This window comes from Hydrogenoanaerobacterium saccharovorans, assembly GCF_016901815.1.
Taxonomy (GTDB): domain Bacteria; phylum Bacillota; class Clostridia; order Oscillospirales; family Ruminococcaceae; genus Avimicrobium; species Avimicrobium caecorum.
Genome location: NZ_JACSNR010000007.1, coordinates 150,270 through 166,064 on the forward strand (window position 1 = coordinate 150,270; position 15,795 = coordinate 166,064).

Sequence of the window (15,795 nt, forward strand, 5' to 3'; positions counted from 1 at the left end):
AAAAAGAGCCCTCCCCGAAAGAGGAGGACTCCCGATTCTGAACCAGGCTTATTTCTTCAGCTTCAGACCATCCTGGAAGGCTTCGCCCACCCGTTCGGTCACTCTGTAATAGCCATGGGTATAGGGATCAAAGGCAATGGCATTGACCTTGGACATATCGATTCTGCCATCCGTCATGACTTTTTCGTCCGCTGTGACATTCACGACCTTGCCAACGACGCCGCATCCATATTTACCGTCCTGGTACTCAATGAACTCGCATTCCAGGCAGATCGGGAACTCCTGGATCACCGGCGCATCCACCAGTTCCGCCTTAGCGGCAGTCAGACCGCTCCGGGCAAACTTATCCGGAACCCGATTGCCGGATTCTACGCCAAAGTAATCCGCTTCCACCAGATGTGCGGCATCTGCAATGCTCACAGTAAATGCACCCCGGGCCTTGATGTTCTTCACAGTTTTATGGCTTTCGGTCAGATTCAGGACTACGGTATCCCGTTCCTGCATCGTTCCCCATGCAGCATTCATGACATTGACGCTGCCATCCTCATTATAGGTTGCCACCATCAGGACCGGCATGGGAAAAATACCTTCTGTGATGTTCAGTTTGGTTCTCATAGCATCTTCTCCTCACAAAATGAATTGACAGGTTCCTAGGTCCTTGCCTATAATTATAGCTGTATGAGAATGAAATTCAAGTACTGTCAATTAAGACAGGTGCTATCTGTGAGGAAAGTATTATGATCCGCAATTACATCGAAAATGCCAACTTTGAGGATACCGGATTCCACTATACGCTGTCGCTGATCTCCGGCAAACACAAGATGGTGATCCTCTACTGCCTGATGGAATTTCAGGTTGTCCGGTTCAATGAGCTGAAACGGTACCTGAAAAATATATCCGACAAGACCCTCAGCACCAATCTGAAAGAACTGGAAGCGGATGCGCTGATTGTCCGAACCGAATACCCCCAGATTCCTCCCAAAGTGGAGTACACTCTGAGTGAGCGGGGCAAATCCCTGATGGCGGTACTGGATCAGCTGTGTGTCTGGGGCGAGAACAACCGACCCGAAACCTGATTCCCTCCCCTTTTCCGGACTGAGTGAAGTCTGTGAGCTGGATAAGGGCTTCCCTGATTTTGCTCCCTATACATTCCATACGAATTATGGTATACTGAACCCAGACTGATTCGACAGGAGTGGTGATCCTATGACAAAAAAAGAACGCGCACTGCTGGCTATTGAACTGCTCAAGCAGGTATATCCTGACGCGATCTGTTCGCTGGACTATGAAAAGCCCCATGAGCTGCTGATTTCCACCCGGCTGGCTGCCCAGTGCACCGATGCCCGGGTCAATATTGTAACCAAGGATCTGTATCAGAAGTACCAGAGCCTGGAGGATTTCGCATCGGCGGATCTTGCTGAACTGGAGGAGATGGTGCGTCCCTGCGGATTCTATCACACCAAAGCCAAGGATATCATCGCCATGTCCCAGATGCTGCTGGACCAGTATGACGGCGTTCTGCCTGACACTGTGGAAGAGCTGACCAAGCTGCCGGGTGTAGGCCGGAAAACTGCCAACCTGATTGTGGGCGACATCTACCACAAGCCCGCCATCGTATGCGACACCCACTGCATCCGCATTACCAACCTGCTGGGGCTCACCACCGGAAAAGATCCGGCAAAGGTGGAAGATCAGCTGCGCAAGCTGCTTCCTCCGGAGGAATCCAATGACTTCTGCCACCGCACCGTACTGTTCGGTCGGGAATACTGCAAAGCCCGAGCGCCCCGCTGTGAGGAATGTCCCATTTCCGCCGCCTGCAAGCATTATGCGGACACACATAAGTCCCCCCGCCCTTCCGACTGAGCCATCTGAACCAAACTGTCATATGAAAAAAGATCCGGGTCACCTGTCTGCGGCAGCCCGGATCTTTTTATTGCATATTGTGTTCCAATCAGAACTCGTCCATGGGTTCAATGGGCATTTCATCAGCATTTTCGTCGAAGTTTGCCATTGTATCCAGAATCATCTGCATTTCTTCCTTGCTCAGGGTAACACCCTTACCCATACGGGAATGCTCCGGAGCCCATTCACGGATATCGAACTTGGGTTCCCGGTCATTCCAGCTCACCAGATTGAGTTCCTTGGTCCAGCCTCTGGCACTTTCGGACAGCACACAGATCTCCTGGACAATCTCATATTTGATTTCAGCCATAGCACAGCCGCCTTTCTCTACTTATATAAAAGAGGGAAAAATCAGTCCTCATCCGGCATATCCCAGTTATGCCATACATTCTGGACATCATCGTTATCTTCCAGCATTTCCAGCAGCTTCTGCATCTTGGTGATGGATTCCTCATCGGTCAGCTTGACTGTGGTGGAAGGTACATATTCCAGCTCAGCCGATACAAAAGTATAACCCTTTGCCATCAGTGCATCACGGACTGCATCAAAATCTTCCGGACTGGTAGTGATTTCAGCAGCACCATCGGTATAGCTGAAATCTTCCGCGCCTGCTTCCAGACAATCGTCCATCAGCTTTTCCTCAGTGAGGTCCTCATCTTCGATTACCATGACGCCCTTATGCTCAAACATGAAGGATACACAGCCGCTCTGACCCAGGCCGCTGCCGAACTTATCAAAGTAATGACGCACATCTGCAGCAGTACGGTTGCGGTTATCGGTCAGGGCCTCTACCATAACAGCAATGCCGCCCAGGCCATAACCTTCATAGGTGATCTCAAAGAAATCGCTCTTATCGCTGTCTGCCACTGCCTTTTTGATGGCACGGTCAATGTTATCATTGGGAACATTGTTTGCCTTGGCCTTGGCAATGATCTCACGCAGCTTACCATTGCTGTTCGGGTCAGGACCTCCCTCCTTGATCGCAACTGCCATCTCGCGGCCCAGCTTTGTAAAGATCTTGGCACGCTGACCATCAGTCTTTTCCTTCTTGCGCTTGATATTATTCCATTTCGAATGTCCTGACATGGTCTCAACCTTTCTATATGATAAAGTGAAAAAAATCCCTTAATAGCTTATCACAAATCCATTGTCAATTCAAGGGCAAGCCTCCATTTAACCCCCAGTCCATGCGGAAATCATTGACTTTACAGCTGTGAAATGCTATAATTTGAGGGCAATTTTATGCTAGTGTAGCACAGTCGGTAGTGCAGCTGATTCGTAATCAGCAGGTCGCGCGTTCAAGTCGCGTCACTAGCTCCAAAAAATCCCCGTAAACGGCTTGTTTACGGGGATTTTTTCTATCTCGATGTGGGTGCTGTCGGGCCCTGACTCACACCCTGACCCACAAGCGGAAATATCCCGAAACGATTAGAAATCCCCGGAGAGCAGGCGAAACCAACTCTCCGGGGATTTTCGTTTGTGATTCTATGGCTGCTGCCGGTAAACAGTTACTTTCTTACCCTGCTTTCTGCACTCCTCAATGACAAATCGGGTACCGTGGGACTGCCCGTCCCAGAAGGCAATTACCTCGTCCGCATAACGGATGATCTCTAAATTTCGCCGCAGCGGTGCGCTGCGTCCATACCGCGGATAGTCCGGCAGGAATTCGGTCAGCTTTAGTCCTTCCCGTTGAGCATACTCTCTGGCACAGCTGTCAATCCCCTTCGCCCCACCAGATACGATCTCAGTCACATCCTGGAGCAGATATTCTTCCAGGTTCTGAATGGTCAGGTTTCTTGACCCTATTACTGCTACTTTCATCATTCCACCTCAAAAAACTATGCGTCATTTTTATGTCATATTACCACCATTTCTGTTTTGACGCAATAATACCACTATAATTAAGTCATAATAATGCTATTATGATGGTAGTGAGGCGTACAAATGACTGATAAGCTTTTGAGATATACTCTGCGTGTTGACCGTGTTCTGTTCCAGAAATTCCGCTATATTGCAGAATCCGAAGGGCGCTCTGCAAATAAGGAGATTGAGCAATACCTGAAGAAGCGTGTTGCCGAATACGAAAGTGAGTTCGGCACAATTGAAATTGAAAATAACTGATTTTGTATGAAATAATTTATAAAAGCACCGGAGAGGTTTTCTCTCGGGTGCTTTTTCTTTACATCACTCGTTCCATAAAGTTTCCCATCTTCTCCGCTGCCTGTTCCTGCATCTGCCGGGTGGCGTGGGTGTAGGTGCGCAGCGTGAATCCTGCGTCATAGTGCCCCAGCATACTGGACACTGTCTTCACATCCACTCCATTCTGTAATGCCATGGTAGCGAAGGTGTGCCGGAGGTCGTGGAACCGGATGTGCTCCAGACCTGTGTCTCTCAGAATCTTCTCATGGAGTTTGGCGATGGAGTCCGGGTGATACATCTCTCCTGTCCTGGGCGAGGGGAACATCCAGGGGTTATCCGGGTGATTTTTATGCTCCTGACGAAGCAGCTCCACAGCCGACTGGGGGATCGAAATCTTCCGCACTGAGTTCTCTGTCTTGGGACGGCTGATGGTGACATTCCGGTTCCTGTCCTCCACTGCCTGTTTACTCACTGAGACGGTGCGTCTTTCTTCGTCCAGGTCGGACCAAAGCAGGGCAGTCAATTCTCCCTTGCGAATCCCCGTCACCAGCTCCAGGTAGAACATGGGCAGGACTCCTCTTTTATCTGCTGCTTCCAGGTAGGCTTTCATATCCTCTGGATGCAGAATCTTCATCTCCTGCTTCTGAATCTTGGGAATGATGCAGTCCTCAGTGGGGTTGCGCAGGATCAACCGCTCCTTGACCGCACGATCCAGGGCATTGTGGAGCATCATGTGGATGCCACGAACTGTGCTGTTGCTAAGCCCTGGCTTCTCGCGCTTTTGGGATTTCCGAAGCCTTCCGTTCTCCTGCAAGTCTTTATACATCTTTTGTATGTCCCGGCTGGTAAGCTTCTTCAGCTTGATTTCTCCGATCCTGGGAATGACATGTGATTCAATCCCGCGGTGATAGTTGTCTGCGGTTGTAGGTCGGATATTGGGCTTGGCATAGAGTTCATACCAGAGCCGAAGCCATTCTGCTACGGTGTACTCGTCTGACCGGACAATGTCCAGTTTCTTGCTTTCCTCAATGGCCTTAGCCAGTTTCTCCTTTACCTCTGCCTGGGTTTTGCCCAACACATTTTTCGTGATTCGCTTTCCGGTCTCCGGGTCGTAACCTGCGGTGTACCGTCCTTCCCACCGTCCGTCTGAACGCTTGCGGATGCTCCCCTCGCCGTTGGCTCGTTTCTTCGCCATTCAAAAACCTCCTTTCTTTGTTTATGCGGCGCAGATTTTGATGGTCTACCCATCACCCCCTGTCAATCACACAACATACCAGCAAGGGGGAAGAATATCCAGACCACAGGGGCAGAGTTATCAGATTATTATCATTTGTGTATTCATTTTCGGAACCGGCTCAAAATCGGCAAAAAGCCTGTGGACGCCACCTTTGACCCCCGCGAAAATGGCTTAAAACCGGCATTCCTACTGACTGTGATGTCAGATCTGATGCCCGCATAGACCCCATGATGCCATATCTGACCCCCGACATTTTCGAAAGTGAAGGTCTCACAAACCGCTATTTCCGGTCTGCGTTGCGGGCCGAAAAATTCTTTCCAATCCGCGAAATTCTCACACAGGTGAAACAGTGAAGGGATATGTTTTTCTGCCTCCTTACCCTCAAAAAATCTTTCTCACTCTCAGCTGTGACTATTTGCATTTATGTACAAAATCGGAAAGAATTAAAACAGAAAATACAAATTGACTTTTCCATGGTATAATTTAGATGCTATATTTTGTTATTGCTGTGGTGAAAGGAGTTTGAACTCATGAATGATTCTCCTTATTGGGCACATATTTCCTCCAGCGGGCAAATTCAGGTTCTTTTGGATCATCTGAATGGAACCGCCTGTCTGGCCAGATCTTTTGCATCATCATTTGGTGCAGAAGGGCAGGCAGAGCTGGCTGCTTTGGCTCACGATATCGGGAAATACTCTTCATCTTTTCAAAAACGCCTGCGGGGAGAGTCGATCCAGGTCGACCACTCCACAGCAGGAGCTGCAGAGTGTTGGAAATTAAGGCAGCCATTCGCTGCTTTTGCAGTAGCCGGACATCACAGTGGTTTACCGGATGGAGGAAGCCGCACCGATACACTGGACTGCGCTACATTATATGGCCGCCTCAAACGCAAAGAACGTGGTCTGCTGGAGCCTTATGAAAGCTGGAAACAAGAACTCTCTCTTCCAGAAGCCCAAATTCCAAGCTTTCTCAAACAGCCAGGTCCGGAATGGGTATTTTTTACAAGAATGCTCTACTCCTGTCTTGTAGATGCCGATTTCCTGGATACTGAAGCTTTTATGGATGGGCAGAAACGGATGCCCAACACTCCCTCCATGGTTCAATTATTGAACCGGCTGCAGAATTATCTGTCCGGTTGGTTTCCACCAAAGGGATATCTTAACGAACAGCGCTGTAAGATTCTGGAACAGTGTGTGCAGTCAGGAGAAATTCAGTCTCCCGGATTGTTTTCTCTCACTGTTCCTACCGGCGGTGGGAAAACCATTACCTCTCTTGCCTTCGCGATTGCACATGCCCGAAAATACGGATTAAGGCGTATCATCTATGTAATCCCCTACACCTCCATCATTGAACAAACCGCACAGAAGTTTCGGGAGGTATTGGGGGAAGAAGCAGTGTTGGAGCATCACTCCAATCTTACCTATGATCTGGAAGAAGAGGCAAATCCTCAAACAATTCGGCTGGCCAAAGCTACGGAAAACTGGGACATGCCTGTGATAGTAACCACAGCTGTACAGTTTTTTGAATCACTATATTCCTGTCGCTCTTCCCAGTGCCGCAAACTTCACAACATCGCTGACAGCGTTGTAATTTTTGATGAAGCGCAGATGCTGCCTATTCCCTATCTGCGTCCTTGTGTCTGGGCTATTTCCCAGTTAGTAAAGAATTATAAGGTATCCGCTCTTCTTTGTACCGCAACCCAGCCTGCTTTGGAATCGATCTTTCAGGAATTTCTGCCCGGCAGCCCGATCCGGGAACTCTGTCCCCCTGGCACATATTCGCAGGAGGCATTCCGCCGGGTGAGCTTTCGCCGTCTGGGCAGCCTTACATGGGAAGACCTTGCCACCCAAATGAATTCCCAGCGCCAGGCTCTTTGCATTGTAAATACACGAAAATCAGCCCAGAAAGTATACCAGCAGTTAAAAGGAAACGGAAACTTTCACCTGTCCACCCTGATGTATCCGGATCATCGCAGACAGCAGCTCAATGAAATTCGTGAGCGTCTGAATCAAGGACTTCCCTGCAGGGTAGTATCCACCTCTCTTATAGAGGCAGGCGTGGATGTGGATTTCCCAATGGTATTCCGCGAACTATCCGGTCTGGACTCCATTTTGCAAGCTGCAGGCCGATGCAACCGGGAGGGGAAAAAATCTGCTGAAGAAAGCAATGTTTTCATCTTTGAGGGAGAAGACAAGGCACCGCCGCTCTTTTCTACTGCCATTGGTATTGGAAAACAGGTGATGAACCACTATGAGGACATCGCTTCTCAGGCAGCCGTTCATGAGTATTTCAGCCAGCTGCTGGATTTAAAGGGAAAAGAGGCTCTGGATAAAGAACAGATTCTGTACCTTCTTCAAAATGGATTTTTCCCTTTTCGCACAGTTGCTGAGCGTTTTCATCTGATTGATTCCCCGACCAGAACAATCTACATCCCTCTGGGAAAAGGCGCAGAGCTTGTAGAGGAACTGCGGTCCGGAAATATCAGTCAAAAACTGTTCCGGAAACTGGGTCAATACGGCGTATCCGTCTATGAACAGCATTTCACAGCCCTGGAGAACGCCGGTGATCTGGAAATATTGGAGAATGGTGCAGCAATCCTGCTGAATTCGGATCTCTACTCCACTGAAACCGGTCTGTCTCTGGAAGCGGATAATGGCAAGGCATTGTTTGTTTGATAAAAATAGTGGGGAAGCATATATGCTTCCCCACTATACTTTTTGCAAAAACCTTTCTAACTCAATATTTCAACCCACACATTTCTGTGACCCATTCAGTATAGCATAGAACTCTGCTAAATTGCAAATTTTTCTTTGATTTAGAAATGTTAAATTGACTTTTACTTAGTAATGTGGTACAGTGAAATCAAACAAATTAAAACTAACAGAAAGGAGTGACATCTGTGTCCATTAAACTGGAAGTCTGGGGAGATTATGCTCTGTTTACCCGTCCGGAAATGAAGGCCGAAAGAGTAAGCTATGATATCATCACCCCCTCAGCGGCCCGGGGACTGATTGAAGCGATCTACTGGCATCCGGGAATGCGCTGGCACATCGATCGCATTCATGTCTGTGCCCCCATCCGCTTCACAAACCTGCGGCGCAACGAGGTCAAATCCACCATCTCTGCACGAAATGCCCGCACCGTCATGGAACGGGGAACAGGAGAATTGTACCTCTGTACTTCGGAGGATATTCAGCAGCGGGCAGCTATGCTTCTGCGGGATGTACGCTATGTCATCGAAGCGCACTTTACAATGACCGAGAAAGCCTCCCCTGGAGATAATCCGGGCAAATTTCAGGATATAATCAAACGTCGGATCAAAAAGGGACAGTTTTACCACCAACCCTGTTTTGGCTGCCGTGAATTTCCTGCTCAGTTTCGTCTGTGTGAAGCTCTCCCCTCCTGCCCGGAAGAATTAAAGGGAAAACGGGATCTGGGCTGGATGCTGTATGATATGGATTACACACATCCTGAAAACATCACTCCCCTCTTTTTCCGGGGAATGCTCGAGGACGGTGTACTGGAAGTACCGCCGCTTGACAGTGAGGAGGTGCGGCGATGATCCTGCAGGCACTGACAAGATACTACCAGACTTTGGCAGACCGAGGTGAGATTTCTCCCCCTGGCTGGAATGAAGTCAGGATCGCCTACGCCTTATGCATCCGTGAGGATGGAACATTGGAGCAGGTCATTTCCACTCAGACAGAACAGAAAAAAGGGAGTAAAACGGTGATAGCACCTCAAGCAATGGAACTTCCCGCTCCTGTAAAGCGCTCCAGCGGCATCGCAGCCAATTTTCTGTGGGACAGCTCCACCTATCTGCTTGGAGTGGATAACAAAGGAAGGCCCCAGCGGGCTCTTGACTGTTTTAAAGCAGCCAAAGAACTCCATGAGAACCTGCTGAGCCAGGTCAGCACGCCTGCCGCCCGGGCGATTCTGGCCTTTTTCCAGACCTGGCAGCCGGAACAGGCAATCACCCATCCAGCCCTTGCCCATTGCCTGGATGAAATCTTATCCGGCGTCAATCTGGTATTCCGATTCAATGGAACCTATATCCAACAGGATTCTATGATCCGGAAAGCATGGAATGAACACTATCAAGCGGCAGGCGATGGTCCTTCCATGGTTTGTCTGGTCACCGGAAAATATGGACCGGTGGAGAGCATTCATCCTGCCATCAAAAATGTTCAGGGAGCACAGTCCAGCGGTGCAGCACTGGTATCTTTTAATGCTCCGGCCTTTTGTTCTTATGGTAAAGAACAAAATTATAATGCCCCTACCAGCAAATACGCCGCCTTTGCCTATACCGCTTCCCTCAACCATCTGCTCGCAGATTGGGAGCATGTCCACCATGTGGGCGACACCACTGTGGTTTGCTGGGCTAAATGCGGCGGCAATGTCTATCAGGATTTTATGGGGTGGTTTTCCTTCGGTCAATCAGAACCCTCCTATACGCTGGAAGAGCTGCAGTCCGCTCTGAAAAACCTGTGTGCAGGCAATACCGTGGAACTGAACGAAGAGCTGCTGGATCCCGATATGGAGTTTTACATCCTGGGGCTCTCTCCCAACGCGGCCCGGCTTTCGGTGCGGTTTTTCCTGAAAAACAGTTTCGGGGCTTTTCTGCGGAATGTTCAGGCGCATCAGCAGCGTCTGGAAATTGTCCGGCCTTCCTATGATAAATCTGACACCATTTCCCTCTGGAAACTGCTCAGTGAGACCGTAAACCAGAACAGCCGTGATAAATCACCAGCCCCCAACCTGTCCGGTGATGTAATGCGGGCCATTCTCACCAATACCTGCTATCCGGTCAGCCTGCTCAATGGTGTAACGCTCCGCATCCGGGCGGAGCACGCTATTACCCCGGGGCGAGCAGCGATCCTGAAGGCATATTATCTGAAAAATCCCAATCCTGACATTCCGAAGGAGGTCTTGACCGTGTCTCTCAATCCTGACAGCTGCAATATTCCTTACAATCTTGGACGATTGTTCTCTGTACTGGAAGCAATTCAGTCTGCTGCCAATCCGGGCGTCAACACAACAATTAAAGACAAGTATTTCAACTCAGCATCGGCAACTCCTGCGATGGTATTTCCTGTACTGACGAACCTCGCTCAAAAACATCTCAAACAACTGGATCCCGGGCTGCGCACCTATTACAATAAGCAGCTGACCGCAATCTTTTCTAAACTGGGTGAAAATTACCCCTCCCATCTGAATCTGCCTCAACAGGGCTCTTTCCAGCTTGGATATTACCATCAGACTCAGGCACGTTTTGAAAAAAAGGAGGAAAAGGAAAATGTCTGAACCGATCAAAAACCGATATGAATTTGTGATTCTTTTCGATGTGGAAAACGGAAACCCCAATGGCGACCCTGACGCCGGCAATATGCCCCGTGTGGATCCGGAAACCGGTCTGGGACTTGTAACTGATGTGTGCCTGAAGCGGAAGATCCGGAACTATGTAGAAACAGTCAAAGAGGACGTTGCCGGATACCGCATCTATGTCAAAGACGGAGTTCCCCTCAACCGGAATGATGCAGAGGCTTACAAACAGCTGGATGTCACCGATAAGAACATCAAGGAAAAGAAGAAGGCTGATCCGGATCTGGACAGAAAAATCCGGGACTGGATGTGTGCAAACTTTTACGATATCCGAACCTTTGGCGCAGTGATGACCACTTTTGTAAAAGCGGCTCTCAACTGCGGACAGGTCCGCGGACCGGTACAGCTGGGCTTTGCCCGCAGTGTAGACCCGGTTGTACCCCAGGAGATCACCATCACCCGGGTTGCCATCACCACGGAAGAAGATGCTGAAAAGAAGGGCACCGAGATGGGCCGGAAATATATCATTCCGTACGGGCTCTACCGGTGTGAGGGCTATATCTCCGCCAACCTGGCCCGGAAAACCACTGGCTTTTCAGAAGAGGATCTGAAACTGTTGTGGGAAGCGATTCTCAATATGTTTGAATACGATCGCTCCGCTGCCCGGGGAAAGATGGCAGTACGGGAACTGATCGTTTTCAAACATGACAGCGAACTGGGCTGCGCTCCTGCATGGAAACTCTTCGATGCTGTCACTGTTACCCGCAAGGATCCTGATTCTTCCGCGCCTGCCCGATCCTATCAGGATTATGTAGTCCATGTGGATGAGGATGCCCTTCCTGCCGGCGTTGTCTGTGAGCGCATGAGATGAATTACAACCAGGAAGAGTACCTCCAGCTTTCCGGACTGCAGCATTTCGCCTTCTGCCGCCGTCAATGGGCGCTGATTCACATTGAACAGCAATGGCAGGACAATTTACGCACTGTGGAAGGCGATTTGATGCATCGCCGCGCCCATGACGAGGCCATCCGTGAAAAGCGCGGAACTATTTTGATTTTGCGTGGGTTGTCTGTATCGTCCCCAACCCTGGGGATTTCCGGCAAGTGCGATGTGGTGGAATTCCATCAGGATCCTGCCGGAATATCACTGCACCAGGAAGAAGGACTCTGGCTTCCTTACCCGGTAGAGTACAAACGCGGTTCTCCTAAAGAACATCAGGCAGATGAACTGCAGCTGTGCGCACAAGCGATCTGTCTGGAGGAAATGCTCTGCTGCAAGATCCCGGAAGGTGCCCTTTTCTACGGAGAGACCCGCCGTCGTGTCGTGGTTCCCTTTACTCTCCCGCTGAGACAGCAGGTTTATACCATGACAGAAGAAATGCATCAGCTTTACTGCCGGGGATACACGCCAAAGGTAAAACCATCCAAAGGTTGTTATGCCTGCTCCCTGAAGGATTTGTGTCTGCCTGCACTGATGAAGAGCAAAAAGCTAGACTCTTATTTACAGAAGGCAATGGAGGACGATCAATGAGACAGTTGCTTAATACCTTATTTGTAACCTCTGAGGACATCTACCTTTCACTGGATGGAGAAAATGTGGTTGCTAATCGGGATAAGACAGTTGCTGCCCGTTATCCCCTCCATACCCTGTCCTCTATTATTTCCTTTTCCTATCCAGGAGCTTCACCGGCATTGATGGGCGCCTGTGCGCAAAGAGGGATCTCTCTGTCTTTTTGTACTCCCCGCGGAAAATTTTTAGCCCGGGTTACCGGAGAATCCAACGGAAATGTACTGCTGCGCCGTACCCAGTACCGGATTGCGGATGACCCGATGCAAAGCTGTGTCATTGCTCGCAATATGATTTTCGGAAAAGTCTATAATGCCCGCTGGAGCATTCAGCGTACCCGACGGGATCACGGCCTTCGGGTGAACAGCAACCACTTGGGCGAGGTATCGGATCAGATGAAAGCGCTGCTGCCACAGCTGTTGTGTCAGGATAATTTGGACAGTCTTCGGGGACTGGAAGGAGCTGCAGCTACTGCCTATTTCAGTGTATTTGATCAGTTAATTCTGAATGATCAATCTGTATTCTTTTTCCATTCACGATCCCGACGGCCACCGCTTGATCCAGTCAATGCGTTGCTATCCTTTTCCTACAGCTTGCTCTCCCATGACTGTGCCTCGGCACTGGAAAGCACAGGATTGGATTCTTATGTAGGCTTTCTTCATCGTGACCGGCCGGGACGTAGCTCTCTGGCTTTGGATCTGATGGAAGAATTCCGGCCATGCATAGCAGACCGTTTCGTCTTATCCTGCATTAACAATCACATCTTCCGCAAATCTGATTTTGACTACCGTGAAAATGGTGCTGTATTTCTCAATGAGAGCGGAAGACGCACTTTTCTGAAAAAATGGCAGGAGCGGAAAAAGGAGATTATCACTCACCCATTTCTTGATGAAAAAGTGCCATGGGGATTGGTTCCATATCTGCAGGCTATGCTTTTGGCACGTTATCTGAGAGAAGATCTGGAGTCATATCCACCATTTTTATGGAAGTGAGAATATTATTATGCTGGTACTGATTACTTATGATGTCAATACAGAGGATCCTGCTGGGCGCAAACGTCTGCGTCAAATCGCCAGACAATGCACCAATTACGGACAGCGTGTTCAAAACTCTGTGTTTGAATGTCTGCTGGATACAGCCCAATGCAAACTTCTGCAAGCAAAATTGATATCGATTATGAATCCGGAAAAAGACAGTATGCGATTCTATTACCTCGGGAAACACTATGAACAAAAAATAGAGCACTTCGGATGCAAACCCTCTTATATGCCGGAAGATCCTCTGATTTTGTAGTGCGAAGCGTCAGCACACATCAATCGCCGGACGGTTCGCACCCTTGCAATGCGGTTTTTTCATCGCATTCCTGCTTTTATCATGGTTTATCACAAACTATTTTTTGACAGATTCCAGTATTTATATCAAATTCCGGCAAATTTTACATATCAAATTTGTCCAAATTTGCTGTCGCTCCCCGTGCGGGAGCGTGGATTGAAATGCTGTTGCCCATGCGCGCCGCCGACTTTACAAAGTCGCTCCCCGTGCGGGAGCGTGGATTGAAATCCATATATCCGGTACAATGGGCGCATTGCATCAGGTCGCTCCCCGTGCGGGAGCGTGGATTGAAATTAATGGCTCTATAAGGCTCTACAATGCCCTTGTGCGTCGCTCCCCGTGCGGGAGCGTGGATTGAAATATAGAGGTGGTAATAGATGAATAAAAAGCAAATTGGTCGCTCCCCGTGCGGGAGCGTGGATTGAAATAACCTGAGTGGTTGCAGTGGTAATAGTAGCGGTAGCGTCGCTCCCCGTGCGGGAGCGTGGATTGAAATAGGGCGCTTGTGGTTGATATGGGGGGGTATGCCGTCGCTCCCCGTGCGGGAGCGTGGATTGAAATAAGCCTTACACAGGCTGATAAAGCTCTGTTGAGAGTCGCTCCCCGTGCGGGAGCGTGGATTGAAATGTTGTTGTCAAGGTTTGCGGTGGTTATGTTGTTAGTCGCTCCCCGTGCGGGAGCGTGGATTGAAATTCGTTGTAGGTGTACTGTCGGCAGTAGATCGGCTCGCGTCGCTCCCCGTGCGGGAGCGTGGATTGAAATCGTATGAGTGCTACAGCTTCCGCGGCGCTGGAATGTCGCTCCCCGTGCGGGAGCGTGGATTGAAATTTGTTTGTCTTGATTTGTACATGTTTTGAAGGTGGTCGCTCCCCGTGCGGGAGCGTGGATTGAAATTTTTGCCCCTGGTCGCTGTCTGGCTGTGTGCTGGTTGGTCGCTCCCCGTGCGGGAGCGTGGATTGAAATGGCTGCGTGCTGCTGGCTGCTCTCTCGTTCTGTGTCGCTCCCCGTGCGGGAGCGTGGATTGAAATTCTGGTGTATACTCTTTTTGTAAGCTACTTTGCTGGTCGCTCCCCGTGCGGGAGCGTGGATTGAAATGTATATGTTTGAAGGAGGTGATTGTTTGTCTCTGGGTCGCTCCCCGTGCGGGAGCGTGGATTGAAATTGGCTGATCGGCTGCGTGCTGCTGGCTATCTCGGTCGCTCCCCGTGCGGGAGCGTGGATTGAAATTTATTTTTGAGGTTGGGTCAGAGGGTGGACGGCTGTCGCTCCCCGTGCGGGAGCGTGGATTGAAATGATGACCCGGACGGCTGGCTCGGTGGTCTGATTGGTCGCTCCCCGTGCGGGAGCGTGGATTGAAATGTGATAGCTGCGCTTATATCGTCAGTCAGTACCGTCGCTCCCCGTGCGGGAGCGTGGATTGAAATTGCTTGGGCTTATCCTGTCAATCCTCCTTGGCAGGTCGCTCCCCGTGCGGGAGCGTGGATTGAAATTTGTTATGGTCTGCATGACAATAGTCTTGATGATGGTCGCTCCCCGTGCGGGAGCGTGGATTGAAATGGATTGTCCGTTTGTCCGCTGCGTACCTGATGACCCGTCGCTCCCCGTGCGGGAGCGTGGATTGAAATCTTTATCAGCTCGCCGGCGAAGCCGCTTCACATGCGTCGCTCCCCGTGCGGGAGCGTGGATTGAAATGGCTCTGACTTCTTTCTTTGATCTGATTTTTGATAGTCGCTCCCCGTGCGGGAGCGTGGATTGAAATTTTAGTGATCGGCTCGGCTTGCTGCTCTATCCCGTCGCTCCCCGTGCGGGAGCGTGGATTGAAATTTTTATCGTTTTAGCTCGATCGAGGCCTCTGGAAGTCGCTCCCCGTGCGGGAGCGTGGATTGAAATTTCACGGCTACTCTTGACCCTCGGAAGTATGATGTCGCTCCCCGTGCGGGAGCGTGGATTGAAATGGCTGCGTGCTGTTGGCTGCTCTCTCGTTCTATGGTCGCTCCCCGTGCGGGAGCGTGGATTGAAATCGTATGTCCCCCCTGGCATCCGCTGCGTTGGCATCTGTCGCTCCCCGTGCGGGAGCGTGGATTGAAATCGTATGTCCCCCCTGGCATCCGCTGCGTTGGCATGTCGCTCCCCGTGCGGGAGCGTGGATTGAAATCAAGATCTCATGGACTACGCTATGAACGAACGTGTCGCTCCCCGTGCGGGAGCGTGGATTGAAATGATTTCAGGTTTGGTTACCATAATATAGCCGGGAATGGTCGCTCCCCGTGCGGGAGCGTGGATTGAAATGTTTAATT

The 15,795-nt window shown here is 50.1% G+C and carries 15 protein-coding genes, 1 tRNA gene and 1 CRISPR repeat array; of the genes, 11 read left to right on the forward strand and 5 right to left on the reverse strand.

Annotated features, from left to right (window positions below; translation table 11 throughout):
• Positions 1-48: 48 nt before the first annotated feature.
• A complete protein-coding gene (locus tag H9X81_RS08250; RefSeq protein ID WP_204721188.1) occupies positions 49-615 on the reverse strand; it encodes a flavin reductase family protein in 567 nt (188 codons plus the stop codon).
• Positions 616-737: 122 nt separating this feature from the next.
• Here H9X81_RS08250 and H9X81_RS08255 point away from each other — a divergent pair, with 122 nt between their 5' ends.
• Both H9X81_RS08255 and nth read left to right on the forward strand, forming a co-directional pair.
• Positions 738-1,076: a winged helix-turn-helix transcriptional regulator gene (locus tag H9X81_RS08255; protein WP_177503760.1), complete on the forward strand. Its 339-nt coding sequence runs from the start codon at positions 738-740 to the stop codon at positions 1,074-1,076.
• A gap of 130 nt (positions 1,077-1,206) precedes the next feature.
• Positions 1,207-1,863: an endonuclease III gene (nth, locus tag H9X81_RS08260; RefSeq protein ID WP_204721190.1), complete on the forward strand. Its 657-nt coding sequence runs from the start codon at positions 1,207-1,209 to the stop codon at positions 1,861-1,863.
• Positions 1,864-1,951: 88 nt separating this feature from the next.
• Here nth and H9X81_RS08265 read toward each other — a convergent pair whose 3' ends face one another.
• Positions 1,952-2,212: a YdbC family protein gene (locus H9X81_RS08265; RefSeq protein ID WP_191392457.1), complete on the reverse strand. Its 261-nt coding sequence runs from the start codon at positions 2,210-2,212 to the stop codon at positions 1,952-1,954.
• Positions 2,213-2,253: 41 nt separating this feature from the next.
• Entirely contained in the window at positions 2,254-2,988 is a 735-nt protein-coding gene (locus tag H9X81_RS08270) for a YebC/PmpR family DNA-binding transcriptional regulator (protein WP_177503753.1), read from the reverse strand.
• A gap of 158 nt (positions 2,989-3,146) precedes the next feature.
• On the opposite strand from H9X81_RS08270, the gene H9X81_RS08275 reads away from it, so the two are divergent.
• Positions 3,147-3,222: transfer RNA gene (locus H9X81_RS08275), tRNA-Thr, on the forward strand.
• A gap of 165 nt (positions 3,223-3,387) precedes the next feature.
• Here the strand turns inward: H9X81_RS08275 and H9X81_RS08280 are convergent.
• Positions 3,388-3,726: an SLOG family protein gene (locus tag H9X81_RS08280; protein WP_243424087.1), complete on the reverse strand. Its 339-nt coding sequence runs from the start codon at positions 3,724-3,726 to the stop codon at positions 3,388-3,390.
• A 120-nt stretch (positions 3,727-3,846) separates the two neighbouring features.
• Here H9X81_RS08280 and H9X81_RS08285 point away from each other — a divergent pair, with 120 nt between their 5' ends.
• On the forward strand, positions 3,847-4,023 hold the full coding sequence (locus tag H9X81_RS08285; protein ID WP_204721192.1) for a TraY domain-containing protein: 177 nt from the start codon (positions 3,847-3,849) through the stop codon (positions 4,021-4,023).
• 58 nt (positions 4,024-4,081) lie between these two features.
• On the opposite strand, the gene H9X81_RS08290 is transcribed toward H9X81_RS08285, so the two are convergent.
• A complete protein-coding gene (locus H9X81_RS08290; protein ID WP_204721194.1) occupies positions 4,082-5,236 on the reverse strand; it encodes a tyrosine-type recombinase/integrase in 1,155 nt (384 codons plus the stop codon).
• Positions 5,237-5,808: 572 nt separating this feature from the next.
• On the opposite strand from H9X81_RS08290, the gene cas3 reads away from it, so the two are divergent.
• From cas3 to cas2, 7 genes are all read left to right on the forward strand, one after another.
• Positions 5,809-7,953 (forward strand): CRISPR-associated helicase Cas3', encoded by a 2,145-nt coding sequence (cas3, locus tag H9X81_RS08295; protein ID WP_204721196.1) that lies wholly within the window; start codon positions 5,809-5,811, stop codon positions 7,951-7,953.
• Positions 7,954-8,177: 224 nt separating this feature from the next.
• Positions 8,178-8,840, forward strand: a complete 663-nt coding sequence (cas5c, locus tag H9X81_RS08300) for a type I-C CRISPR-associated protein Cas5c (protein ID WP_204721198.1) — start codon at positions 8,178-8,180, stop codon at positions 8,838-8,840.
• On the forward strand, positions 8,837-10,582 hold the full coding sequence (gene cas8c / locus H9X81_RS08305) for a type I-C CRISPR-associated protein Cas8c/Csd1 (RefSeq protein ID WP_204721200.1): 1,746 nt from the start codon (positions 8,837-8,839) through the stop codon (positions 10,580-10,582). The genes cas5c and cas8c overlap by 4 nt, the downstream gene beginning before the upstream one ends.
• A complete protein-coding gene (gene cas7c, locus H9X81_RS08310) occupies positions 10,575-11,471 on the forward strand; it encodes a type I-C CRISPR-associated protein Cas7/Csd2 (RefSeq protein WP_204721202.1) in 897 nt (298 codons plus the stop codon). The genes cas8c and cas7c overlap by 8 nt, the downstream gene beginning before the upstream one ends.
• Positions 11,468-12,130 (forward strand): CRISPR-associated protein Cas4, encoded by a 663-nt coding sequence (gene cas4 / locus H9X81_RS08315; RefSeq protein WP_204721203.1) that lies wholly within the window; start codon positions 11,468-11,470, stop codon positions 12,128-12,130. Before cas7c ends, cas4 begins: the two co-directional genes overlap by 4 nt.
• Entirely contained in the window at positions 12,127-13,158 is a 1,032-nt protein-coding gene (gene cas1c / locus H9X81_RS08320) for a type I-C CRISPR-associated endonuclease Cas1c (RefSeq protein ID WP_204721205.1), read from the forward strand. Before cas4 ends, cas1c begins: the two co-directional genes overlap by 4 nt.
• Positions 13,159-13,168: 10 nt before the next feature.
• Complete coding sequence (gene cas2 / locus H9X81_RS08325; protein ID WP_204721207.1) at positions 13,169-13,459, forward strand: CRISPR-associated endonuclease Cas2; 291 nt, start codon at positions 13,169-13,171, stop codon at positions 13,457-13,459.
• Between the two features lie 170 nt (positions 13,460-13,629).
• Positions 13,630-15,787: direct repeats of the CRISPR family, unit length 32 nt; unit sequence GTCGCTCCCCGTGCGGGAGCGTGGATTGAAAT.
• Positions 15,788-15,795: the final 8 nt, after the last annotated feature.

Coding starts and splice junctions, on each gene's coding strand:
- H9X81_RS08270 (WP_177503753.1), bottom strand. CDS start 2,988: ATGTCAGGACATTCGAAATGGAATAATATCAAGCGCAAGAAGGAAAAG.
- cas1c (WP_204721205.1), top strand. CDS start 12,127: ATGAGACAGTTGCTTAATACCTTATTTGTAACCTCTGAGGACATCTAC.
- H9X81_RS08285 (WP_204721192.1), top strand. CDS start 3,847: ATGACTGATAAGCTTTTGAGATATACTCTGCGTGTTGACCGTGTTCTG.
- cas4 (WP_204721203.1), top strand. CDS start 11,468: ATGAATTACAACCAGGAAGAGTACCTCCAGCTTTCCGGACTGCAGCAT.
- nth (WP_204721190.1), top strand. CDS start 1,207: ATGACAAAAAAAGAACGCGCACTGCTGGCTATTGAACTGCTCAAGCAG.
- cas7c (WP_204721202.1), top strand. CDS start 10,575: ATGTCTGAACCGATCAAAAACCGATATGAATTTGTGATTCTTTTCGAT.
- H9X81_RS08265 (WP_191392457.1), bottom strand. CDS start 2,212: ATGGCTGAAATCAAATATGAGATTGTCCAGGAGATCTGTGTGCTGTCC.
- cas8c (WP_204721200.1), top strand. CDS start 8,837: ATGATCCTGCAGGCACTGACAAGATACTACCAGACTTTGGCAGACCGA.
- cas2 (WP_204721207.1), top strand. CDS start 13,169: ATGCTGGTACTGATTACTTATGATGTCAATACAGAGGATCCTGCTGGG.
- H9X81_RS08290 (WP_204721194.1), bottom strand. CDS start 5,236: ATGGCGAAGAAACGAGCCAACGGCGAGGGGAGCATCCGCAAGCGTTCA.
- H9X81_RS08280 (WP_243424087.1), bottom strand. CDS start 3,726: ATGATGAAAGTAGCAGTAATAGGGTCAAGAAACCTGACCATTCAGAAC.
- cas3 (WP_204721196.1), top strand. CDS start 5,809: ATGAATGATTCTCCTTATTGGGCACATATTTCCTCCAGCGGGCAAATT.
- H9X81_RS08255 (WP_177503760.1), top strand. CDS start 738: ATGATCCGCAATTACATCGAAAATGCCAACTTTGAGGATACCGGATTC.
- H9X81_RS08250 (WP_204721188.1), bottom strand. CDS start 615: ATGAGAACCAAACTGAACATCACAGAAGGTATTTTTCCCATGCCGGTC.